Below are 20,996 nucleotides of genomic sequence, written 5' to 3'. Positions count from 1 at the left end.
CTTTCCAACCCGATCTTCATCGACATCCGCTGACGAATCCCCGGCGTGACCGCTTTCCAGTGCTTCTGCGGGCGGCCTCCCCGCCTGTTCCGGTAACGGTCGCGTCGAATACGACGACCGCGGGTACGCCCATCGAGGCAGCTCGCGGTCGTCCACGCAGCGTCGGTAAGTGGGCCGACCTACACCCGCGTGGCCATCGGTGTGCGATTATCGCACCATGACCGTGCAGTCTGAATGGACGGAGATCGGCCACCGGGTTCGCGAGGCCCGGCTGGCGGTCCGTCTGTCGCAGGACCAGCTGGGACGGCGGGTCGGCCTGGAACGGACCATGATCGCCAAGATCGAGGCTGGCGGGCGCCGGGTGGATGCCGTCGAGCTGGTGCGCCTGGCCGAGGCGCTCGACGTTCCGCTCGGCCAACTGGTGCACGAACAGCCGCCGGTGCTCTCCCGACGCACGCCGCTCTTCGAGGAGGAGGTGACCGAGGCCGGCCGGGAGTCACTTCGACTGGAGTTCGCACTCACCCGGTGGCTGGACGACCTGCGGCAGTTGCGCGGCATCGGGCTGCTGCCGGTCACGCCGATCCTGGCGCGCGACGGCGGAGCCGCCACGGACGAGGCTGCTCGGGAAGCGGCGCGGTGGACCCGGGAGCGACTCGATCTCGGTAACGGCCCGATCGAGTCGCTGATGGCGGCGTGCGAGCGCGCCGGCCTGCTGGTCGCGGTGGTCGACCTGCCCGGCGAAGGCGCCTCCGTGGTCGACGGTGATCTCGCCGCGGCGGTGGTCAGCCGGCTCGGCCCGCCCGGCCGGCGTCGCGCCACCGCCGCGCACGAGCTCGGGCACGTCGTCCTCGGCGACGAATACTCCAGCGACCTCGGCGTCCACGCATCCCGCCCGCAGCGGGAGGCGATCATCGACGGGTACGCCGCGGAACTGCTGCTCCCCGCCGACGTGATCCGAGCCGAAGGCCGCGACCTCACCCGCACGGCCCTGGTCCGGCTCGCCGGTTCGTACCGCGTCTCCTGGACGCTCGCGGTCCGCCAGGCCGTTCGCGCCGGAACGCTCGCGCAGGCGGACGCGGCCCGCTGGCAGCCGCAGACACCGACCAGAGCCGAACTGCTCGACGCCACCGGCTGGGCGCCTCAACCCGACCTGGAGTGGCTGCGGGTCCCACCCGGCGTCGCCCACGCGGCGTTGCAGGCCCGCGCTCAGTCCCTGATCACCACGGACCGGGCCCTCGAACTGCTGCGCGGCCAACTCGAACGCGACGACCTGCCTCCCCTGGACGACGAGGACGAGGCACCATGAGCGCCCCTACGGCCAAATCCGGCCTCGTCTTTGACACGACCTGCCTGAACCACTTCACTCTCGCGGACCGGCTCGACGTGCTCGGCGACCTACGCGCGGGCCTCGACTCCTTCATTCCCGAACCGGTGCGCATGGAGATCCGCGACGGCGCGGCCACCCGCCCCGAACTCGCGCAGATCCTGGAGGCCGACTGGCTGCAGGCGGTGCCACTCGACACACTCGACCGGATCAAGCGCTTCACGGTCTGGGCGGGCCGGATCGGGGCGGGCTCACGGCACGTCGGGGAGGCGAGCGTACTCGCGGTCGCGGAGGAACTGGGAATCACCGCGCTGATCGACGATCGCGACGCGACGCGGACCGCTCGAACCTACGGCGTGGACGTGCACGGCACGATCTGGCTGCTCGCGTCAGCTTGCCGGGACGGCAAACTGACCGTGGCCGCCGCCGGAAATCTCGTGGAGGGCCTGTCCGCAACCGGAATGCGGCTCCCCTGCGGCGGAGGCGAATTCCACCGATTCGCGGCACGCCATGGTCTGCTCTGAGAAGCGTTTCGTTCTTGGTGGAGGCTTGGGCAAGTGGGAACGCGGCTCCCGGCACGGTGCCGCTGACTGTGGGGCGCCCAGCGAATCAGGACGGCAGGGTCAGCCGGTAGTTGATCTTTCCCTCCGACTCCTCGAAGCCGAGGCCGCGGTAGAACTCCTGCGCGCCCGGATTGTCCTGGTCCGCCATCCACTCCACCCGGCTGCAACCCGAGCGGGCCACGGCGATCTCCCTGATCCGGGACATCAGGCTCGCGCCTACGCCCCGCCGCCGCGCGGCGGGACGGACGTAGAGCTCCTTCAGGAACAGCGAGTGGGTCGAGCCGGCGGCCGGCCACAGGAACGAGTACGCCGCGAGGCCGACCACCTCCTCGCCGGCGACCGCGAGCACGAGCCAGGCGAGCGGCGGCGTGCCGAACAGCGCCGACCGCACCTGCGACACCCGCTCCTCGATCGGCTGCACGGACGTGGCGCCGTAGTACCGCTCGATCTCCTCGATCAGCTCGGCGACGACCGTGGCATCGGCCGGCTCCGCGTCACGAACGACGATGTCCGCCACCGTGTGTCTCCTCGTCATCTCGGGTTCCGTCCGGATGTTACGTCGCGGCGGGATCGGGCAGCGTCGCCTGGATGTGCCTGATCAGGAACGTCAGGTCCGCGCAGTACACCGACGGATTGCGATAACCGTGCGCGACGCTGTGCCGGTGCGGTAGATAACCGCCGCCGCAGACCTCCAGCAGCGGGCATCGGCGGCACTCGGCGGCGAGTTCCGCCGCCCCGGCCTCCCGCCGTCGGATGGCCGGGTGCCGCGCCGCGTCGTCGAAGCCGTGGGTGAACACGCTGAGCCCGAGTGCGGTGACGCCGTCCGCGCTCGCTTTCAGGGTGTCGACGTCCTCGATGGAGCCGTCGGACTCGACCACGATGACGCCGGACGGGGCGAGCCCGAGTGTCTCGACCGATCCTCGCGCGCCGAGGCTCAGCGCGACCACGTCCTCGAACATCCGAATCTCATGCGTGTACGCGTCGGCTCGGACCCACTGGTCGTACACGTCGGCGAGCCACCGGCCGTACTCCGGCTGGTCCGGCCGGGTGCGCGACGGCGGATCGTCGTGGGTCGCGTGCGGCAGATGGAAGTCGATCGTCGGCGGCTCGAACGACGCCAGGTATCCATAGACCTCGGCGGGATCGTTGCGCGGGTCCACCACCGCGAGCAGGCCGGCGAGCCGCCCGGGGCGGTCCTGCAGACGCTGCACGCCGCGCACGGCCGAGGCCGCGGTCGACCGGCCCCGGTGGCTGACTCGGTGCCGGTCGTTCGCGGCCGGCGGGCCGTCCAGGCTCACGCCGACCCGGACGTCGAAGTGGTCGAACAGGTCCAGCCAGGCCGTATCGACCAGGACTGCGTTGGTCTGTAGCGCGAAGCGAGCGGCCGGGCCGATGCCGTCGCTCAGCGCACGCAGCACGGCACCGAGATGCCGCGGACCGGCGAGCAGCGGCTCACCACCGTGCAGCACGACATCGACCGCGTCCAGCCGGTGCGCGGCCATGTGTTCCGCGATCCGGCGGGCCGCGGCAGTGGCCACGTCGATGCTCATCCGGGCCGGCAGAGTCCGCCAGGACTGATCCGGGCCGTTGAACACGTAGCAGTAGTCACAGTCGATGTTGCACCGATTGGCCACCTTCAGGACGAAGGTCCGGAATGGCATCGGCCGGCGGGTCAGCGCCGAATCGATGCGGGGTGAGCGGCTTCGACCGGCGCGGAGCCGGACCGCTCGGCGGCCGCCTTCGCACGGGCTCTTGCGATGACCGTGGTGAGAACCGGACTCGGTGCGGAGTCCTTCGCAGACGTCGGCATGATCAATGCTCCCCTCGTAAGGCGTTCCGGCGACATCATATCGATGGATGGCGAATTCAGGTGAGTGTGTTTCAGAGCGCGGGCACTCCGAGCCGTTCGTAGATAGCGCGTGCGGCGTGCAGCGCCCGGTTCGCCTGCTGCGGGCGGCCGAGCGCGTGATGGCACTGCGCGAGGCCGTGCAGCGCCCGGGCCTCCTCCAGCGGCACGCCCAGTTCACGAGCCAGGGAGAGCGCCACCTCGTGCTGGTTCTCCGCCCGGTGTGGCTCTCCGGACGCGAGGTGCCGGGCGCCGAGATGGTTGAGCACCTCGAGCTGCCCGCACCGGTCGCCCAGCTCGAGATACAGCTCCGAGGCCCGGTCCAGTGCGGCGGTGTCGTCGTTCAGCAGGCCGAGCTCGGTCGTGGCGGCGGCGAGGCCGCCCCGGCTGCCGAGCTCCCGGTAGAGGGACACAGCCCGCTCCTGTGCGTCAGCGGCAGCGGCGGGGCGGCCCCGCAACCGATGGATCACGCCGAGGTGCCGGAGCGCGTTGGCCTCGCCGAACCGGTCGCCGGCCTCGGCGTATCGGTGCAGCGCGTCCTCGTGCGCGGCGACGGCGCCCTCGTGGTCGCCGCGGAGCCGTCGCACCACGCCCAGCTCGTTGAGCGCGTAGGCCTGGTGGACCGTATCGCCGATTTCGGAGTACGCGGCCAGCGCCTCCCGCGCGTACTGCTCGGCCACCGCGTAGTCGCCGGTCAGTGAGCGGACGATGCCCAGGTCGCGGAGCGCGTTCGCCTCCCCGTACCGGTCGCCGATCCGGCGATACAGCCGCAGCGCCTCCTCCTGCGCCACGGCGGACTCCGGCAGGTCGCCGGTCATCCGCCGGACCATGCCGAGGTCCGCCAGTGCGTTCGCCTGGCCGAGCAGGTCGCCGGTGCCGCGGCACAGCCGCAGTGCCTCGAACTGGGCCTGTGCGGCAGCGGCGTAGTCCGCCGTCAGGTAGTCCACGATGCCGATCTGGTTGAGCACGCCCGCCTGCCCGGCGGCGTCACCGAGATCGCGATAGCGGGCGAGCGCGGCCCGCAGTGACTCCGTCGCTGCCCGGTAGTCGGCCATCAGCCGCAGCGTCAGGCCGAGGTCGGCCAGCGCCTCGGCCTCGGCCGCCGGGCTGCCGGACCGGGACGCCGACGCCGCCGCCGTCCGGTGCAGCTCCGCGGCCTGATCAAACGGGCCGGAGTGCCGCAGATAGGGCGCCATCGCGGCGGCCAACTTCACCACCAGGCTGTGCATCCCGCGCCCGACGCAGTCGTGGACGCACGCCAGCACGTTCGCCCGTTCGTCCTCCAGCCACGCGGTCGCAGCGCGGGAGTCCGCGAAGCGGGTGGTCACCGGAACGGCACCCCGGCGGATGTGGGTGTTGGCCGCTTCGATGGTGTGCAGATAGTGCTGTGCGAGGCGCTCGACCGACATGATTTCCTCCTGTCCGTCGCCCTCCCCCAGGCTGTGTCCATACTCCTTGACCAGGTCGTGAAAGCGGTACCGTCCCGGCGCGGTCTCGTCCAGCAAGTGATCGGAGTACAGCGCGTCGAGCTCGGCCCGCGCCGACTGCGGTGACACGCCGCACAGCGCGGCCGCGGCGTCCTCGCCCACGTCGAGCCCGGGGAAGAGGCTCAGCGTGCGGAAGAAGCGCTGCCGCTCCGGCGGGAGATCCTGGTACGACAGGTCGAACGCGGCCGCCACCGCCCGTTCTCCCGCACGCAGTTCGGTCAACCGGTGCTGCGCGGCCGTCAGCCGGTCTCGAAGATCCGCGGCGGACCAGGCGGGGTGATGCCGCAGCCGCGCCGCGAGTAGTGAGACCGCCAGGGGGAGGCGGCCAGCAGCCGTCACCAGGTCGGCCACTGCCGCGGGATCCAGGTGCCCACGCCCGGCGAGCCGGACGAACAGCGCCTCCGCGTCGGCGGCCGACAACGCGTCCATCTGCAGCCCCGCCGCGTCGGGCGCGATGAGGCGCCGGCGGCTGGTGATGAGTACCAGGCAGCCGCCGGTCCCGGGCAGCAGGTGCTCTATCTGTGCGAACGTGGCCGCGTTGTCCAGGATCAGCAGTAGCCGCCGGTCGGCGATGCGGCTGCGCCACAGTGCGGCCCGAGCCTCGGTCGCGGCCCAGATGTCGTCGCTGTTCGGGATCTGCTGCGGCGTGACACCGTCCGCCAGCAGCAGGGACGTCAATGCATCCGCCGGGCGGACCGGTTCGCGGCCGGGCGTGTGCCCGTTCAGGTTCAGGAAGAGCTGGCCGTCGGGGAACTTCGGCGCGAGCAGATGGCCGGCGTGGATGGCGAACGCGGTCTTGCCGACGCCGGGCATGCCGTCGATGGTCCGGATCACCGTGGCGGCACCGCCGTTCTTCGCGTCCACGACGACCTGCTGGAGTTCGTCGTGCCGATTGGTGAATCCGGTGACGTCGTGCGGGAGGGTGCGCAGGACGGCGGCGCCCTCCACGAATCGTCGCGACGGGTCCTCCGGCCCCGTGACGTTGCCCTGCGACTCATGACCGGACTCCGACAGCGCCTGGGACAGTGCCGCGAGGGCCACCGCCGCAATGGCCAGCAGGGCGAAGGACTGCCAGGGATGTTGCTGCACCAACGCGAGTGGGCCGGGCCAGCGCTGCTGCGCGGAGGCCGCGTTCGTGACCAGGCCGATCATCAACGTCACCGTGGCGACCCCGGCGGCGATGAGTGCCACCACGGTTACTCGTCGCAACTTCACGATCGGCAGCTTAGGGCATATCGACAACTGACGACGGATGCGAACGCCGGCCGGGTTCCTGGCGACCCGAATAGGAAAGGGTGGGGGCGGGCATAGAGAAGTGCATGGTGCTCGGGGAGAACGCGACCGAAGGGGCTCTGTCCGCGCGGCTGCGGGATGAGGTGGCCGTGATGGAACGGGCCGCCGCGGACGGGCGTTACGGGGATGCGCTGGCGGCGAGCGAGACCGCCGGTGGGACGATCGGGCGGCTGCGGGAGATCGCGCCGGAGAATGCGACCCATGTGATGGCGGCGGCCGGGCTGTTGCACAACCGGTCGCATTTCCTGCAGCGGGTCGGAGAAAGCGACGCCGCCGTGGCCGCGGCGGCGGAGTCGGCGGCGCTCTTCCGGGAGCTGGTGCCGGCCGATCCGGCGTTTTACCGGCCGTATCTGGCGGATGCGCTGGTGCGCCTGGGTGCGGCCATTGAAGCGTCCGGCCGGAAGGGTGAGGCGCGCGAGCCGATCGCGGAGGCGGTCCGTCAGTATCGGGAAACCCTCTTCGACGCGCCGCGGCATCGCGCCGGGCTGGCGCGCACACTCGTCCGCTTCGGGGAAATGCTGGCGGACGCCGGCGAGCGGGATCATGCCACCGAGGCGATGGCGGAGGCGGCGGACCTGTTCCGGGCGGCGGACGAAAGTGGCGAGGTGCTCTTCACGCCGTCGAATGCCGGGCCGATTCCCGCAGGCTGGGAGTTGCTGGTGGACGGCCCGGCGTTCGTGACGGCGTTGCGCAACCTCGCGGCCGCGAACAGCCTGGCGGGCCGGTCCGGCGCGGCGGTGACGGACTCACGGGAGGCGGTCGGCATCGCCCGGCGGGTGGCGCGGGCGCGGCCGATTTCCGAGGGTGATCTCGCGGATCTGCTGGTCGAGCACGCGCAGATCCTGGCCGAGGCCGGTTATCTCATCGAAGCTCGTAACAATGTCGAAGAGGCGATCGCCTGGTACGAGTCGGCGCCGGCCGGTGCGTTTGGACCTCGATTGAGCTGGGCTTACGATGTTCGCGAAAGGATCGCGAGGCAATAGTCACGACCCGACAATTTCCGGGCAGGTTGCGGGATATTGTGCGCTTCAGGCAGACTGCATTTCGGTACCCCATCCGTTTGCATTGTTCTTCCTGACCGGGAGTGAGCCGCCGTGGCTAAGCAAGTCATCACGCTGTTGACCGACGACCTCGACGGCAGCGAGGCTGACCGTACCGTCGAGTTCGCGCTGGACGACGTGACCTACACCATTGACCTTTCCGAGAAGAACGCCGGCAAGCTGCGCAAGCTTCTCGATCCGTACATCGCGGCCGGCACGCGCGTGGGCCGCAGCGGTGCGGTGACCGCGCAGCGCGGTGGCCGTCGCGTCGCCGGTGGCACCGTCCGGTCGAATCGCGATCAGAACAAGGCGATTCGCGAGTGGGCCGCGGAGAACGGTTACGACGTTTCCGAGCGCGGCCGCATCCCGGCCAACGTGGTGGAGGCCTTCAACAAGCGGTAACCCGCCGGCTGTCCGGCGGCCGGTGCTGAATACCGCGATCAGGGGCGGAACCGATAGCCCATCCCCGGCTCGGTGATCAGATGCCGGGGGCGGGCGGGGTCGTCCTCCAGCTTGCGGCGGAGTTGCGCCAGATACTGGCGCAGGTAGTTCGTCTCCGTCTGGAATTGCGGCCCCCACACCTCCTGCAACAGTTGCCGCTGGCTGATCAGCTTGCCCGGATTGCGCAGCATGATTTCCAGAATGTGCCACTGGGTGGGCGTCAGCCGCAGCTGCGCGCCGTCGTCCCCGCGCACCGTGCGGTCCGCGAGGTCGACGGTCCACCGCCCGATCCGGGCGACCGGCGCGGCCTCGCCGGTCGTGTTGATCCGCCGGGTCACGGCGCGGATCCGGGCGAGCAGTTCCTCGATGCCGAACGGTTTCGTGATGTAGTCGTCCGCGCCCGCGTCCAGCGCCGCGACCTTCTCCTCGCTGCTGGCGCGCCCGGACAGCACGATCACCGGCACCGCGGTCCAGCCCCGCACACCGCGGATCACCTCGACGCCGTCCATGTCGGGCAGGCCCAGGTCCAGCACGATCAGGTCGGGGTGTGCCTGCGCGACCGCGCGCAGCGCCGAGCCGCCGTCCGGGGCGACCTCCACGGCGTACCCCCGCGCCTTGAGGTTGATCCGCAGCGCGCGGAGGATCTGGGGCTCGTCGTCGACGACGAGGATGCGGGTCATTCGTTCTCCAAGACCGGATCGAGGCCGTCCGAGGGTACGGCCGGGAGCGCCAGCACCATGGTCAGTCCGCCGCCGGGTGTCGCGGCCGGGGTGAGCGTGCCGCCCATCGCCTCCGCGAGGCCGCGGGAGAGCGCCAGCCCGAGCCCCACGCCGGTGTGGTTGTCGCGGTCGCCGAGCCGCTGGAACGGCAGGAACACGGTGTCCCACTCCTCCTCCGGGATGCCCGGCCCGGTGTCGATCACGCGCAGCTCCACCTCGCCGCCGTGCGTGCTGGCCGCGACCACCGGCGGGGAGTCCGCGGGGGAGTAGCGCAGCGCGTTCGCCACCAGGTTGACCAGCACCCGTTCGAGCAGGCCCGGGTCGGCGGCGACCTCGGGCAGGTCCGGCGGGATGTGCACCCGCACGTCGTGCGCGGCCGGCCCGATCTCGTCGAGCGCGCGCGGCACCGCGTCCTCCAGCCCCAGCTCGATCAGCGACAGCCCGAGCACGCCGGCCTGCAACCGGCTCATGTCCAGCAGGTTCGCGACCAGCCGGCCGAGCTGGTCGAGCGACTCGTCCGCGGTGGCGAGCAGCTCGTCGCGGTCCTCGTCGTCGAACTCGACCTCCGCGTGCTCGCCGGACGCGCTGCGCAGGCTGGTGACCGCGGCCTTCGCGGAGGCGAGCGGCGTGCGCAGGTCGTGGCTGACCGCGGCGAGCAGTGCGGTGCGCATCCGGTCCGCGGCCGCGAGCGGCTTCGCGGTGGCGGCCTCGGCGGCCAGGCGTTCCTGGCGGAGCGCGAGCGCGGCCTGCGCGGCGAACGCCTCCACGATCCGCCGGTCGTCCGCGGCCAGCGGCGCGCCGCGCAGCGCCAGGCTCAGCGACTCGTTGATCGGCACGTCCACCTCGGCCTCCGCGGGCGCGGCGCACGGCGGCCCGCCGACGCCGGCCACCACCTTCCAGGCCTGCGGGTCGTGTTGCGCGTCCGGCCGGCTGCCCGCGTCCGGGTCGCGTTCCAGCAGCGTGACCGCGGTGAAGCCGAATGTCTCCTGCAATCGCTCCAGCAGCGCGGTCAGCGGCCGGGCACCGCGCAGCACGCTGCCCGCGACCAGCGCGAGCGTGGTCGCCTCGGCGCTGGCCCGGGCCGCCTCCCGGGTGCGCCGCGCGGCCAGGTCGACGACCGCGCTGACCGACGCCGCGACCAGCACGAAGATGATGAGCGCGATCAGGTTGTCCGGCTCCGCGATGGTGAACCGGCCGGTCGGCGACGTGAAGTAGTAGTTGAGCAGCAGCGATCCGCCGACGGCCGCGACCAGCGCGGGCCAGAGACCGCCGACCAGCGCCACGCCGACGGACGCGGCCAGGAAGATCAGGATGTCCAGCGTCAGGCTCTCCGGCAGGTAGTGCACGCCGGCCGTGAGCAGCGGCATCCCGGCGATCGCGAGCACGAACCCGGCGATCCGGCGGCGGCGGGACAGCGCGGTGCTGCCGTCGAACGCGGCTCGCCCGTGCCCGGCCCGCTCGTGCGTGACCAGGTGCACGTCGATGCTGCCGGACCGGGCCGTGGTGGTGACGCCGACGCCGGGGGAGAGCAGCCGGGCGAACCGGCCGCGCCGGCTGGCGCCGAGCACCAGCTGGGTGGCGTTCACGCCGCGTGCGAACGTGAGCAGCGCGTCCGGCACGTCACCGCCGACCACCTGGTGGTACGTGCCGCCGACGCTCTCCACCAGCACCCGCTGCTTGGCCAGCAGCGCCGGATCCGCGCCGGCCAGGCCGTCGTTGCGGGCCACGTGCACCGCGAGCAGTTCCGCGCCCTTGGTCCGGTCCGCGATCCGGGCGGCGCGGCGGATCAGCGTCTCGCCCTCCGGGCCGCCGGTCAGCGCGACCACCACGCGCTCGCGGGTCTCCCAGGTGGTGGCGATCTCGTGCTCGGAGCGGTACCGGTCGAGCTGGTCGTCGACCTTGCCGGCCAGCCAGAGCAGCGCCAGCTCGCGCAGCGCGGTCAGGTTGCCGAGCCGGAAGTAGTTGCCGAGCGCCGCGTCGATCTTCTCCGGCCGGTAGACGTTGCCGTGCGCCATCCGGCGGCGCAGCGCCTCCGGCGTCAGGTCGGCCAGCTCCACCTGCTCGGCCGCGCGCACGATCTCGTCCGGGACGGTCTCCCGCTGCGGTACGCCGGTGATCTCCTCGACCACGTCGTTGAGCGACTCGAGGTGCTGCACGTTGACGGTGGACAGCACGTCGATGCCGGCGTCGAGCAGCTCCTGAACGTCCTGCCAGCGCTTGGCGTTCCGGCCGCCGGGCACGTTCGTGTGCGCCAGCTCGTCGACCAGCGCGACCTCGGGCCGGCGGGCCAGCAGCGCGTCCGTGTCCATCTCGGTGAACTCGACACCGCGGTACGTCACGGTCCGCCGCGGCACCACCTCCAGGTCGCCGACCATCGCCTCGGTCATCGGCCGCCCGTGCGTCTCCACCAGCCCGACCACGACGTCGGTGCCGCGCTCGGCCCGGCGCCGCGCCTCCTCCAGCATCGCGTAGGTCTTGCCGACGCCCGGGGCCGCGCCCAGATAGATCCGCAGTTGTCCGCGTGCCACGCCCCTGATCCTCTCCCATCCGGCCGCGTCTTCGTCCGCATCGTGATCCAGGCGTCCCCCATGCTGTTCCAGCGGCCTGGGGAACGTCTGGATCATGGGTCAGGCGTCGAGCGCCAGGTTGAGCGCGAGAACGTCGACACCCGGCTCGCCCATGAAGCCGAGCGCGCGGCCGTCCGTGTGCTCCTCGATCAGCGCCGCCACGTCGGCCGGGGCGATGCCGCGCTCGCGGGCGATGCGCGGGGCCTGCAACTCGGCGTAGGCCACGCTGATGTGCGGGTCGAGGCCGCTGCCGGACGCGGTGACCGCGTCGGCCGGGACCGCGGGCATCTCCGGTGCCGTGCCCCGGACCGGCGTGATCACGCCGCCGGAGTGGTCCTCGCCCGGGTTCGCGCACTCCACGGTCGTACCCTCGAAGGTGTTGATGAAGGGTTGGGCCGGGCAGGCCTGGTTGACGCTGACCGCGCGGGTGACGTCGCCGGTGAGACCGTTCTCGCGGTGGACGCTCAGCACCGCGCCGACCCCGTCCGCGGTGCAGTAGGGCCGGGAGCCGTCCACGCCCTCCAGCGCGCCGACCGCGAGACTTCGCGCGCAGATCCGGGTGAGCAGGCTCGGCGCGTCGGGCGTGTCGACCACGCTCTCCGGGCCGAGGTTGGACGCGCCCGTGGTCAGCGGGTCGTAGCCGTCACCGCCGGCGGACGGGCGGGACTGGAAGTAGCGCGGCAGCGGGTCGCCGTCCGCGTCCGTGAAGTGCTGACCGATCAGCGCGCTACCGACGACCGTGCCGTCTCTGCTGATCAGCGAGCCTTCGGCCCGGTCGTCGAGACCGGGGAGCAGACCCACACCCACGAGCATCAGCGGGTACGCGATGCCGAGCGCGACGGTGAGGAGGAGCAGCGCGCGGAGCGCCGCGAGGTGCTGGGAGAGCCAGGAGGGAAGACGCATCGGAATCAGAGCCCCGGGACGATCGAGATGAGCAGGTCGATGATCTTGATGCCGATGAACGGCGCGATGATGCCGCCCAGGCCGTAGATCCAGAGATTGCGGGACAGCAGCGCGGCGGCGCTGCTCGGCCGGTACCGCACGCCGCGCAGGGCCAGCGGGATCAGCGCGACGATGACCAGCGCGTTGAAGATGACCGCGGCCAGGATCGCGGTGGTCGGGCTGTCCAGGCGCATGATGTTGAGCGCGTCCAGTCCGGGGTGGATGCCCGCGAACATGGCCGGGATGATCGCGAAGTACTTGGCGATGTCGTTCGCGATGGAGAACGTGGTCAGCGCGCCGCGCGTGATGAGCAACTGCTTGCCGATCTCCACGATCTCGATCAGCTTGGTCGGGTCGGAGTCGAGGTCGACCATGTTGCCGGCCTCCTTCGCGGCCGACGTGCCGGTGTTCATCGCCACGCCGACGTCGGCCTGGGCCAGCGCGGGCGCGTCGTTCGTGCCGTCACCGGTCATCGCGACCAGCCGCCCGCCCTCCTGCTCCCTGCGGATCAGCGCGAGCTTGTCCTCCGGCTTGGCCTCGGCCAGGAAGTCGTCGACGCCGGCCTCCTCCGCGATCGCCTTCGCGGTCACCGGGTTGTCGCCGGTGATCATCACGGTACGGATGCCCATCCGCCGCATCTCGTCGAAGCGCTCGCGCATGCCGGGCTTGACCACGTCCTTGAGGTGGATCACGCCGAGCGCGCGGGCCGGTTCGCCGTCCGTGTGCGTGGCGACCACCAGTGGGGTGCCGCCGGACGCGCTGACGCGCTCGACCAGGTCCGCGATGTCCGGCGCGGGCGTGCCGCCGTTCTCGCGTACCCAGGCCAGCACGGCCCCGGCCGCACCCTTCCGAATGCGCCGCACGGCACCACCCGCGCCGGCCTCCCGGCTCGCGTCGGCTGCGCCGGTCTCCGCGCTGGCCGTGCCGGTCTCCGCGCTGGGCGTGCCGGTCTCCGCGCTGGCCGTGGCGGTCTCCGCGCTGGCTGCGCTGGTCTCCGCGCTGGCCGTGCCGGTCTCCGCGCCGGTTGCCCCGGGGGTCGTGCCGGCGGCGCCGGGCCTCGTGCCGGACCCGGTGGCCGGGAGGTCGACGCCGCTCATCCGGGTCTGGGCGGTGAACTCGACGAAGACGGCGTGCTCGACCTCGCGTTCGCGGTAGCCGAAGTCCTTGGCCAGGACCACGACCGAGCGGCCCTCGGGGGTGCCGTCCGCCAGGCTGGACAGTTGCGCGGCGTCGGCCAGGTCCGTCTCCGTGACGCCGGGCGCGGGCAGGAACTCGGAGGCCTGCCGGTTGCCCAGCGTGATCGTGCCGGTCTTGTCCAGCAGCAGCGTGCTGACGTCGCCGGCGGCCTCGACCGCGCGGCCGCTCATCGCGAGCACGTTGCGCTGCACCAGCCGGTCCATGCCGGCGATGCCGATCGCGGAGAGCAGCGCGCCGATCGTGGTCGGGATCAGGCAGACCAGCAGCGAGACCAGCACGATCCCGGTGACGCCGTCGCCGTCCAGCGCGAGCGTGTCCGGCGCCGCCGCCTGCCAGCCCTTCGCGAAGATCGCCAGCGGCTGCAGCGTGACCACCGCGAGCAGGAAGATGATCGTGAGTGCCGCGAGCAGGATGTTGAGCGCGACCTCGTTCGGCGTCTTCTGCCGGTTCGAGCCCTCGACCAGCGAGATCATCCGGTCGATGAAGCTCTCGCCGGGCTTCTGCGTGATCCGGACGACGATCCGGTCGGAGAGCACCCGGGTGCCGCCGGTGACCGCGCTGCGGTCGCCGCCGGACTCACGGATGACCGGCGCGGACTCGCCGGTGATCGCGGACTCGTCCACGCTGGCGATGCCCTCGACCACGTCGCCGTCGCCCGGGATGATCTGCCCGGCCGTGACCTCGACGATGTCGCCCTGCCTGAGCTCACCGGCCGCCACGCCCTCGTCGGTCCAGCTGCTCGGCCTGGCACCGGGCCTCCAGCCGACCAGGCGGTTGGCGACCGTGTCCTTCTTGGCCGCGCGCAACGTCGCGGCCTGCGCCTTGCCCCGGCCCTCCGCGACCGCCTCGGCCAGGTTCGCGAAGATCACGGTGAGCCAGAGCCAGATCGTGATCGCGACCGCGAACCCGGACGGTGCGGTGACCGCGAGGACCGTGGTGAAGACCGCGCCGATCTCCACGATCAGCATCACCGGGTTGCGCCACATGACGCGCGGGTCGAGCTTCCTCAGCGCGTCCGGCAGCGACCGGACCAGCTGCTTCGGATCGAGCAGCCCGCCGCCGACGGTCTTCTTCGGTGTCGTCCCGGTGACGACCGGAGGTTCTTCCAGTGTGGTGGTCATCGTCTACAGGCCTTCTGCGAGGGGGCCGAGCGCTCTGGATGCGCGCGGTGGGCAGGAACGTGAGCGGCGGTCGGTCATCACAGGCCTTCCGCCAGGGGGCCGAGCGCAAGCGCTGGGAGGAACGTGAGCGCGACCAGCACGACGGTCACGCCGGCGACCATGCCGACGAAGAGCGGCCGGTGCGTGGGGAGCGTGCCCTCGGACTCGGGTACCGGGGTCTGCCGGGCCAGCGAGCCGGCCAGGCCGAGCACGAAGATGATCGGCAGGAAACGGCCGAGCAGCATGGCGAGGCCGGTGGCGACGTCCCACCAGAGCGTGTTGACCGTGATGCCGGCGAACGCGGAGCCGTTGTTGTTGGCCGCGGACGCGAACGCGTAGAGCACCTCGGACAGCGCGTGCGGGCCGGTGTTCAGCGCGGTGGACGCGTTGCCGGTGGCGAACGCGAGCGCGGTACCGGTCAGCACCAGGATCGGCGTGATCAGGAAGTACAGCGACGCGAACTTGATCTCGCGGGCGCCGATCTTCTTGCCCAGATACTCCGGGGTGCGCCCGACCATCAAGCCGGCCACGAACACGGTGATCGTGGCGAGCACGAGCATGCCGTAGAGGCCGGAGCCGACGCCGCCCGGCGCGACCTCGCCGAGCATCATGTTGATCATCGGCATCATGCCGCCGAGCGCGGTGTACGAGTCGTGGAACGAGTTGACCGCGCCGGTCGAGGTCAGCGTGGTGACCGCACCGAAGATCGCTGAGTCGAAGACGCCGAACCGGGTCTCCTTGCCCTCCATCGCGGCACCCACCGCGGTCGGCACCGTCCCGCCGCCGGACATCTCGAACACCGTGGTCAGCGTGATGCTGACCAGCGCGAGCAACGCCATCACGGCCACGATCGCGTACCCCTGGCGGTTCTGGCCCACCATCCGGCCGAACACGCGCGGCATGCAGAACGGAATGAGCAGGATCAGGAACAGCTGCACCCAGTTGGTCCACGTGGCCGGGTTCGCGAACGGGTGCGCGCTGTTCGCGTTGTAGAAGCCGCCGCCGTTCGTACCCAGTAGTTTGATGGCCTCCTGCGAGGCGGCCGGCCCGCCGGTGATCGTCTGCGTGGCACCGGCCAGCGTGGTCACGTCGGTGCCGGCGCCGAGGTTCTGCACGACGCCGCCGAGCATCAGCACGATCGCTCCGAGCGTGGCGACGGGCAGCAGCACGCGCAGCGTGACCCGGGTCAGGTCGACCCAGAAGTTGCCGAGCTGGTCGGTCCGCGCGCGGGCGAAGCCGCGGACCAGCGCGACCGCGACCGCGATGCCGACGGCGGCGGAGACGAAGTTCTGCACCGCCAGGCCGGCCATCTGCGCCAGGTGGCCCATGGTCGACTCGCCGGAGTACGCCTGCCAGTTCGTGTTCGTCACGAAGCTGACCGCGGTGTTCCAGGCGACATGGTCGGTGACCGGGTCCATCCCCAGGCTCAGCGGCAGATGATGCTGCAGGCGCAGCAGGCCGTAGAGCAGCAGGATCGACACGGCGGAGAACGCGAGCACGCTGCGCCCGTACACGGACCAGCTCTGCTCCGCCTCCGGGTCGACACCGATGATCCGGTAGATGCCGCGCTCCACCCGGGAGTGCTTCCGCTGCGAGACCACGCGGAACATGTAGTCGCCGAACGGCCGGTAGGCCGCGGCGATCGCGACGACGAGCGAGATTCCGAAGATCACGCCCGCGACTGTGCTGTTCATGTCGGCGGCTCTCAGAACTTCTCGGGGAACAACAGCGCGACGAGCAGGTATCCGGCGAGGCCGACGGCCAGTACCAGGCCGGCGAGGTTGACCGCGGTCACAGCTGGGTCACCGCCCGCAGCAGCAGGGTGAGCGCCGCGAAGAGCGCCGCCGTCGCGAGCACGAACGCCACGTCAGGCATCGTGCGACTCCTTCACTCAGGTACGTCCGACCGGCGGGTGCGCCGGTCGCCTGAGCAATGGAACGCCTGGTCGCAGCGGGATCGGGGAAACCTGACACGTTGCATACGGGCCGCTGCGGTTTCTTGACGCGTTTTTGACGGCACCGTGCACGGCACGGATGCGAGGTAGCGGTGTCACGCATCGTGATGTGACAATTCGTCACGTGCTCGTTTGTTGCGTGACCCCGGCTGTGACGCCAGTGGCGGGTGCGGCCGGTGGGGGAGTCGTCACTCAGCCGAAAGGGGAAAATGATGCCCCGGAACCAGAGCGCCGCCGTCAGTCGCCGTCGCCTCAGAACCGCACTGCGCCGGCTCCGCGTCGCCCGTGACATGACCCAGCGCGAGGTCGCGGACGCGTTGCGGTGGTCCAGCGCGAAACTGATGCGCATCGAGGCCGGAAAGGTCAGCGTCTCGTTCACCGACCTGCAGGCGCTGCTGAAGCACTACGGTGTCACGGATCCGGCGCGGATCGACATGCTCAACCAGCTGTCGGTCACGGCGCGCGCCGGTTCCGAGATCGGTGCGCGCTATCGGGATGCGCTGTCACCGGGAATGGCCGAGCTTCTCGAACACGAGGAGAGCGCCGGTGTTATTCGTAACTTCGAGCCGCAGCTCGTCCCCGGACTGTTGCAGACGCGGGAGTACGCGTATTCAGCACTGCGTTTCCTACCTGACAAGGAGCTTCCCACTGACGTGATAGAGCGTCGGTTGGAGGCGCGGATGGAGCGCGCGGAACTGCTCGCCCGTGACGATTCGCCGGACGTCTTCTTCATTCTCGACGAATCGGTGCTGTACCGGCGGGCCGGTGCCGAGTCCGGAGCGGACGGCGTGCTGGCGGCGCAGCTGGAGCACCTGCGTGAGCTGGCCGTGCACCCGCACGTCTCGATCCAGATCCTGCCGTTCGCCGCCGGGCTCTACGGTGCGATCCGCTCGCCCTTCGTGATCCTGGAATTCGACGACGAGCTGGATGACGGCCTGGTCTACATCGAGTCACCGCAGGACGAGATGATCTTCCGGGAGGACGTCGAGTCCATCGTGCGCTATGCCGACCGGTTCCGCTCGCTGGAGAAGCGGGCCTCGTCCCGGGAAATGCTCCCGGTGATAATCGACATGGCTTTGAATCGATTGGAGTCGCACTCCGTGCTCATCTGATGACTCAATGAATTGATGCTCGGTTGGCCTGGCAAAACGTCACGTTCCGGGCGTATGCTCCGGCCGTCGGGAGTGGTGTCCTGTGGTGGCTCTGGACGGGGACTCCCGGGTCTTATGCGGGAGGGCTCATGACCATTCGAGTTCGCACCGACGGCACCTGGACGAAAAGCACGCGGAGCGCACAGGGTAATTGTGTCGAGTGCGTGGCGAATGGCACTCGGATCCTGGTCCGCGACTCCAAGTGCCCGGACGGTCCGGTGCTGTCCTTCGACCGTGCCCGCTGGACCGCGTTCCTCCACTTCGTCACCACCCGCTGACCCACCCGCCCGCGCGACCTCAGCCCCGCGGCGCGAGCCCGGCCTCGCGTCGCAGGCCGCGGATCGCGGTCTGCCAGGCGCCGGCCGCGCAGCGCGAAACGCGGGGCGCACGGGCCCGGCAGGCCGAGATTCAGGCGTCATTCACGTCGTCAGAACGATGTGAATGACGCCTGGATCACCGGGTTTCGGCTCGGCTCCGGGCGGTGGACGAGGTGTGGTCGCGGCTGTGGGGGCGGTGCGAGACCAGCCAGAGGCCGGCCGCGGTGAGCGCGCCCGCGCCCGCGCAGCACAGCAGCGTCAGCGTGCCGTCCACGCCCGCGACCACGCAGACGACCAGGCACATCGTGGTCGGCAACAGCGCCGTCACCATCGTGATGAACCGGCCGATCGGCCGCGTGGCCTGGTGCCCCGTGCCCGTGACGGACACCCTGACCGCGAGCAGGTCGCGGACCGAGACATCCGTGCTGGCCTCGATGTTCGCCTGCGCTGGTTGATCCTTTGTTCGTGTCCTCTTCGCCATGGTGAGACCACCGCCCCGACAGATCTTGTAAGGTGACTGATCGTCGGGTTGCAGATCGTTGGCCGACGATTCGTCTTACGGCAGATCGTAGCCCATCAACGCGTGGTTGCACGCCACGAGCGCAATTGCATTGATGCTGGGAATTGTTTATCGCGGAAGTCGCGGCACTCCGATACGCCTGGATCATTCCGGCACAGCATCGGCCGAACCGCGCGGTCACGGTCCGCGTCATGGCCGGATGATGCCACGCCGATCGATGCCTTCACCTCGCCATGCCGTCGATCGTCCCAGCTCGGGGACCGGTCTCACGGCAGCTTCGGCAGGAGCAGCCGGGCCACGTCCAGCTCGCGGCCGTGATAGTCGCGGCCGTCCTTGACGTGCCACACCCAGGACAGAACGGACAGCACGAAACCCCAGGCCACAACGCGGGGGTACGGGAGTGCGAGCCCGTCCGCGACCTGCTCGATCCGGGCCGGGACGAGCCGGGTGAGCGCGCCGTCGCGTACCCACGGATCGGGGTTGTAGAGGAACGCGCCCACCTCGCTCGCCGGATCGCCGGTCCGCCCGTGCGGGTCGATCGCCAGCCACGGCTCGCGCGTGGCCGCGAGGATGTTGCCGTGGTGCAGGTCGCCGTGCAGCACCACCCGCGTGGTGGTGGACGCGCACAGCTCGCGGTGCACGCCGAGCGCCCGCGCGACCAGCTCGTCGCCCGGATTCCGGGCCAGATGGGCCTCGAAGTCGTCCGCGTGCCGCTCGACCGGCGCAAGCGTCGCGTCCGCGTGCCGCTCGATCGGCGCAGGCGTCGCGTCCGCGTGCCGCTCGATCGGCGCAGGCGCCGCGTCCGCGTGCCGCTCGACCGGCGCAAGCGCTGCGTCCGCGTGCCGCTCGATCGGCGCAGGCGTCGCGTCCGCGTTCGGTGCGGGCCGGTGCAGGCGGCGCACCACGTCCACGAAGACCGCGGTCGCGGCCGCGTCGTCGTGCGGGACCAGCGTGCTCAGCATGGTGCCGGGCACGGCGCGCTCCAGCAGCAGCGCGCCGTCCGCGTCGTCGTGCGCGAGCAGCCGTACCGCGCCCCGGCCGCCGTAGTGGGCGAGCGCGGCCCGTTCCGCGCGCAGGTGCGGGGCCGCCGGCACGCCCAGCTTGAGCACCGCGTCATCGCCGGCCGGCGCGACCCAGTTGAAACTCAGCGGATAGGGCTCGCCCACGGTCAGCGCCCACCGCGTCGCGACCGCCTCGATGCGGTCCGGCAGCGTGGCCAGCCAGCGGGCGCCCTCGTCGCCCCAGACCCCGGTCACGTCGCGGCGGAACGTCTCCGTGACCACGCCTCCGAGCCTAGCCCGGCTGAGTAGGTGCGCTCAGGTCCCTGCCAGCCCGGCGCGGCAGGATTCCGGCCATGAAGATGATTCTGCAGTGGACGGTGGCGGCCGGCATCGGTATCCCGGACGGGGCGGGGACCGAGGGAATCCCGGACGGGGCGGAATGACCCGCACATCACGCCGGTGCGCATGTTGAGTCCGGGGGAGAACGGGTAACTCCAGCGGTGCGGGATCGTTGATCCCGCACCGCCGGGGCTTGTCCCCGGCGCAGCACGGCACGCCGTCCCACGTCCTCGACGAGGCGGGTGTGCGACGGCGTCGCCGTGCGCGAACCAGCCGACCCGCCCCGCGAGCCGGGCGCTTCTGCCTCGTGAGAAGGCGGGTCAACGCCGTGATCAAAGCTTGAGTGGCCTGGGACCGGTGCCCGCGGGAGCATGCCCACCGCGACCACGCCGGAAGCGGGAATATCCGCTCTAAGGGTTCAGATCAGGCCGCGTTCGCGGGCCGCCGCGCGATCGTGCCGCCCGGTTTCGGGTCGGCCGGTGGGTCCGGCGGCGGGCGGTGCAGCAGGAAGAGCAGCTCGGCGCCGAGCGTCAGCGTGGTGACGAAGGTGAGGCCGGCGCCGGTCAGCGCGGCCACCATGACCAGCCACAGCGCCTCGCCGAGCGCGGCCGGGACGGTGCTGCCGACCGCGGCGATCGGGCCGGCCGCGGCCAGCACGGCCGGCGCGGCGAGGACGGTCAGCGCGAGGCCGGCCGACCAGTACGCGGCGACGGCGTGTTCCGTGGGCGTGCGGCGGGTGAGCCGGTTGCCCGCGATCGCGAGCGCCACCGGCGGGGTGAGCGCGGCCAGCCAGAGCAGGAACACGGATAGCCCGTCCATCGCCTCAGCGTAGGGGGCCCTCGCAAGCGACCTCGAGGCACACGCTCGCGACGTCGCCCACGTCCAGGTTCTCGGCCCGGCGTGTGTCCGCGCGGATCGGCACGATGTAGCGCCCGTCCTTCGGCCACAGCGCGGTGTCCCGCGACGTGCCCCCGACGCGGACGGTCGCGGGGATCATGCCCCAGCCGTAGGAGATCGCGGGTGCGGCGTCGCGCAGCACCGCGCAGACCTCCTCCGGCACGGTCACGAAGTGGAACGGCGCGGGTCCCCGCCAGTACCAGATCTCGCCGCTGAACTCGAACGTGGTCATCGGGCC

At 71.2% G+C, this 20,996-nt stretch carries 19 protein-coding genes; 6 read left to right on the top strand and 13 right to left on the bottom strand.

Annotated elements, in window-relative coordinates:
• Nucleotides 1-217 precede the first annotated feature (217 nt).
• Together J2S43_RS22440 and J2S43_RS22435 are read left to right on the top strand one after the other, a co-directional pair.
• Nucleotides 218-1,306: a helix-turn-helix domain-containing protein gene (locus J2S43_RS22440; RefSeq protein WP_306832247.1), complete on the top strand. Its 1,089-nt coding sequence runs from the start codon at nt 218-220 to the stop codon at nt 1,304-1,306.
• On the top strand, nt 1,303-1,848 hold the full coding sequence (locus J2S43_RS22435) for a PIN domain-containing protein (protein WP_306832245.1): 546 nt from the start codon (nt 1,303-1,305) through the stop codon (nt 1,846-1,848). The genes J2S43_RS22440 and J2S43_RS22435 overlap by 4 nt, the downstream gene beginning before the upstream one ends.
• Before the next feature lie 85 nt (nt 1,849-1,933).
• On the opposite strand, the gene J2S43_RS22430 is transcribed toward J2S43_RS22435, so the two are convergent.
• The 3 genes from J2S43_RS22430 to haaT form a co-directional block, all read right to left on the bottom strand.
• The gene (locus J2S43_RS22430) at nt 1,934-2,404 is read right to left on the bottom strand and encodes a GNAT family N-acetyltransferase (protein ID WP_306832242.1); all 471 of its coding nucleotides are present in this window, start codon (nt 2,402-2,404) and stop codon (nt 1,934-1,936) included.
• A 37-nt stretch (nt 2,405-2,441) separates the two neighbouring features.
• Complete coding sequence (locus tag J2S43_RS22425; RefSeq protein ID WP_306832240.1) at nt 2,442-3,548, bottom strand: FxsB family cyclophane-forming radical SAM/SPASM peptide maturase; 1,107 nt, start codon at nt 3,546-3,548, stop codon at nt 2,442-2,444.
• 220 nt (nt 3,549-3,768) lie between these two features.
• Nucleotides 3,769-6,435 (bottom strand): cyclophane-containing RiPP biosynthesis TPR protein HaaT, encoded by a 2,667-nt coding sequence (gene haaT / locus J2S43_RS22420; protein WP_306832238.1) that lies wholly within the window; start codon nt 6,433-6,435, stop codon nt 3,769-3,771.
• Nucleotides 6,436-6,539: 104 nt separating this feature from the next.
• Between haaT and J2S43_RS22415 the strand changes: the two genes are divergently transcribed.
• Both J2S43_RS22415 and J2S43_RS22410 read left to right on the top strand, forming a co-directional pair.
• A complete protein-coding gene (locus J2S43_RS22415) occupies nt 6,540-7,496 on the top strand; it encodes a hypothetical protein (RefSeq protein ID WP_306832237.1) in 957 nt (318 codons plus the stop codon).
• Nucleotides 7,497-7,607: 111 nt separating this feature from the next.
• Nucleotides 7,608-7,955 (top strand): histone-like nucleoid-structuring protein Lsr2, encoded by a 348-nt coding sequence (locus J2S43_RS22410; protein WP_306832235.1) that lies wholly within the window; start codon nt 7,608-7,610, stop codon nt 7,953-7,955.
• A 38-nt stretch (nt 7,956-7,993) separates the two neighbouring features.
• Here J2S43_RS22410 and J2S43_RS22405 read toward each other — a convergent pair whose 3' ends face one another.
• From J2S43_RS22405 to kdpF, 6 genes are all read right to left on the bottom strand, one after another.
• Nucleotides 7,994-8,674: a response regulator gene (locus J2S43_RS22405; protein WP_306832233.1), complete on the bottom strand. Its 681-nt coding sequence runs from the start codon at nt 8,672-8,674 to the stop codon at nt 7,994-7,996.
• Nucleotides 8,671-11,241: a DUF4118 domain-containing protein gene (locus J2S43_RS22400; RefSeq protein ID WP_306832231.1), complete on the bottom strand. Its 2,571-nt coding sequence runs from the start codon at nt 11,239-11,241 to the stop codon at nt 8,671-8,673. Before J2S43_RS22400 ends, J2S43_RS22405 begins: the two co-directional genes overlap by 4 nt.
• A 99-nt stretch (nt 11,242-11,340) precedes the next feature.
• On the bottom strand, nt 11,341-12,183 hold the full coding sequence (locus tag J2S43_RS22395) for a potassium-transporting ATPase subunit C (RefSeq protein ID WP_306832229.1): 843 nt from the start codon (nt 12,181-12,183) through the stop codon (nt 11,341-11,343).
• Nucleotides 12,184-12,188: 5 nt separating this feature from the next.
• Nucleotides 12,189-14,540 carry a potassium-transporting ATPase subunit KdpB gene (gene kdpB / locus J2S43_RS22390; protein WP_306832227.1) on the bottom strand — a complete coding sequence of 784 codons (2,352 nt, stop codon included), beginning with the start codon at nt 14,538-14,540 and terminating at the stop codon, nt 12,189-12,191.
• Nucleotides 14,541-14,617: 77 nt separating this feature from the next.
• Nucleotides 14,618-16,273 (bottom strand): potassium-transporting ATPase subunit KdpA, encoded by a 1,656-nt coding sequence (gene kdpA / locus J2S43_RS22385; protein WP_306832225.1) that lies wholly within the window; start codon nt 16,271-16,273, stop codon nt 14,618-14,620.
• Nucleotides 16,274-16,284: 11 nt separating this feature from the next.
• Nucleotides 16,285-16,374, bottom strand: coding sequence for a K(+)-transporting ATPase subunit F (gene kdpF, locus J2S43_RS22380; RefSeq protein ID WP_306832224.1), 90 nt, complete (start codon nt 16,372-16,374; stop codon nt 16,285-16,287).
• A gap of 368 nt (nt 16,375-16,742) precedes the next feature.
• On the opposite strand from kdpF, the gene J2S43_RS22375 reads away from it, so the two are divergent.
• Both J2S43_RS22375 and J2S43_RS22370 read left to right on the top strand, forming a co-directional pair.
• Nucleotides 16,743-17,645 (top strand): helix-turn-helix domain-containing protein, encoded by a 903-nt coding sequence (locus J2S43_RS22375; RefSeq protein ID WP_306832221.1) that lies wholly within the window; start codon nt 16,743-16,745, stop codon nt 17,643-17,645.
• A 128-nt stretch (nt 17,646-17,773) separates the two neighbouring features.
• A complete protein-coding gene (locus J2S43_RS22370; RefSeq protein ID WP_306832220.1) occupies nt 17,774-17,962 on the top strand; it encodes a DUF397 domain-containing protein in 189 nt (62 codons plus the stop codon).
• A 175-nt stretch (nt 17,963-18,137) separates the two neighbouring features.
• On the opposite strand, the gene J2S43_RS22365 is transcribed toward J2S43_RS22370, so the two are convergent.
• The 4 genes from J2S43_RS22365 to J2S43_RS22350 all read right to left on the bottom strand — a co-directional run bounded on the left by J2S43_RS22365 (nt 18,138) and on the right by J2S43_RS22350 (nt 20,990).
• The gene (locus tag J2S43_RS22365; protein ID WP_306832218.1) at nt 18,138-18,482 is read right to left on the bottom strand and encodes a hypothetical protein; all 345 of its coding nucleotides are present in this window, start codon (nt 18,480-18,482) and stop codon (nt 18,138-18,140) included.
• Nucleotides 18,483-18,787: 305 nt separating this feature from the next.
• Entirely contained in the window at nt 18,788-19,615 is an 828-nt protein-coding gene (locus J2S43_RS22360; RefSeq protein WP_442320069.1) for an aminoglycoside phosphotransferase family protein, read from the bottom strand.
• 669 nt (nt 19,616-20,284) lie between these two features.
• A complete protein-coding gene (locus J2S43_RS22355; RefSeq protein ID WP_306832214.1) occupies nt 20,285-20,680 on the bottom strand; it encodes a hypothetical protein in 396 nt (131 codons plus the stop codon).
• Between the two features lie 4 nt (nt 20,681-20,684).
• Nucleotides 20,685-20,990: a DUF1905 domain-containing protein gene (locus tag J2S43_RS22350; protein WP_306832212.1), complete on the bottom strand. Its 306-nt coding sequence runs from the start codon at nt 20,988-20,990 to the stop codon at nt 20,685-20,687.
• Nucleotides 20,991-20,996 lie beyond the last annotated feature (6 nt).

The sequence above is a fragment of the Catenuloplanes nepalensis genome, from assembly GCF_030811575.1.
Lineage (GTDB): Bacteria > Actinomycetota > Actinomycetes > Mycobacteriales > Micromonosporaceae > Catenuloplanes > Catenuloplanes nepalensis.
This window is presented reverse-complemented; position numbering and strand designations above follow the sequence as displayed.

Excerpts from the sequence above, each read along its gene's own strand:
- kdpA (WP_306832225.1), bottom strand. The coding sequence starts at position 16,273 with ATGAACAGCACAGTCGCGGGCGTGATCTTCGGAATCTCGCTCGTCGTC.
- J2S43_RS22435 (WP_306832245.1), top strand. The coding sequence starts at position 1,303 with ATGAGCGCCCCTACGGCCAAATCCGGCCTCGTCTTTGACACGACCTGC.
- kdpB (WP_306832227.1), bottom strand. The coding sequence starts at position 14,540 with ATGACCACCACACTGGAAGAACCTCCGGTCGTCACCGGGACGACACCG.
- J2S43_RS22355 (WP_306832214.1), bottom strand. The coding sequence starts at position 20,680 with ATGGACGGGCTATCCGTGTTCCTGCTCTGGCTGGCCGCGCTCACCCCG.
- J2S43_RS22365 (WP_306832218.1), bottom strand. The coding sequence starts at position 18,482 with ATGGCGAAGAGGACACGAACAAAGGATCAACCAGCGCAGGCGAACATC.
- J2S43_RS22370 (WP_306832220.1), top strand. The coding sequence starts at position 17,774 with ATGACCATTCGAGTTCGCACCGACGGCACCTGGACGAAAAGCACGCGG.
- J2S43_RS22425 (WP_306832240.1), bottom strand. The coding sequence starts at position 3,548 with ATGCCATTCCGGACCTTCGTCCTGAAGGTGGCCAATCGGTGCAACATC.
- J2S43_RS22405 (WP_306832233.1), bottom strand. The coding sequence starts at position 8,674 with ATGACCCGCATCCTCGTCGTCGACGACGAGCCCCAGATCCTCCGCGCG.
- J2S43_RS22440 (WP_306832247.1), top strand. The coding sequence starts at position 218 with ATGACCGTGCAGTCTGAATGGACGGAGATCGGCCACCGGGTTCGCGAG.
- J2S43_RS22395 (WP_306832229.1), bottom strand. The coding sequence starts at position 12,183 with ATGCGTCTTCCCTCCTGGCTCTCCCAGCACCTCGCGGCGCTCCGCGCG.
- J2S43_RS22350 (WP_306832212.1), bottom strand. The coding sequence starts at position 20,990 with ATGACCACGTTCGAGTTCAGCGGCGAGATCTGGTACTGGCGGGGACCC.
- J2S43_RS22415 (WP_306832237.1), top strand. The coding sequence starts at position 6,540 with ATGGTGCTCGGGGAGAACGCGACCGAAGGGGCTCTGTCCGCGCGGCTG.
- J2S43_RS22375 (WP_306832221.1), top strand. The coding sequence starts at position 16,743 with ATGATGCCCCGGAACCAGAGCGCCGCCGTCAGTCGCCGTCGCCTCAGA.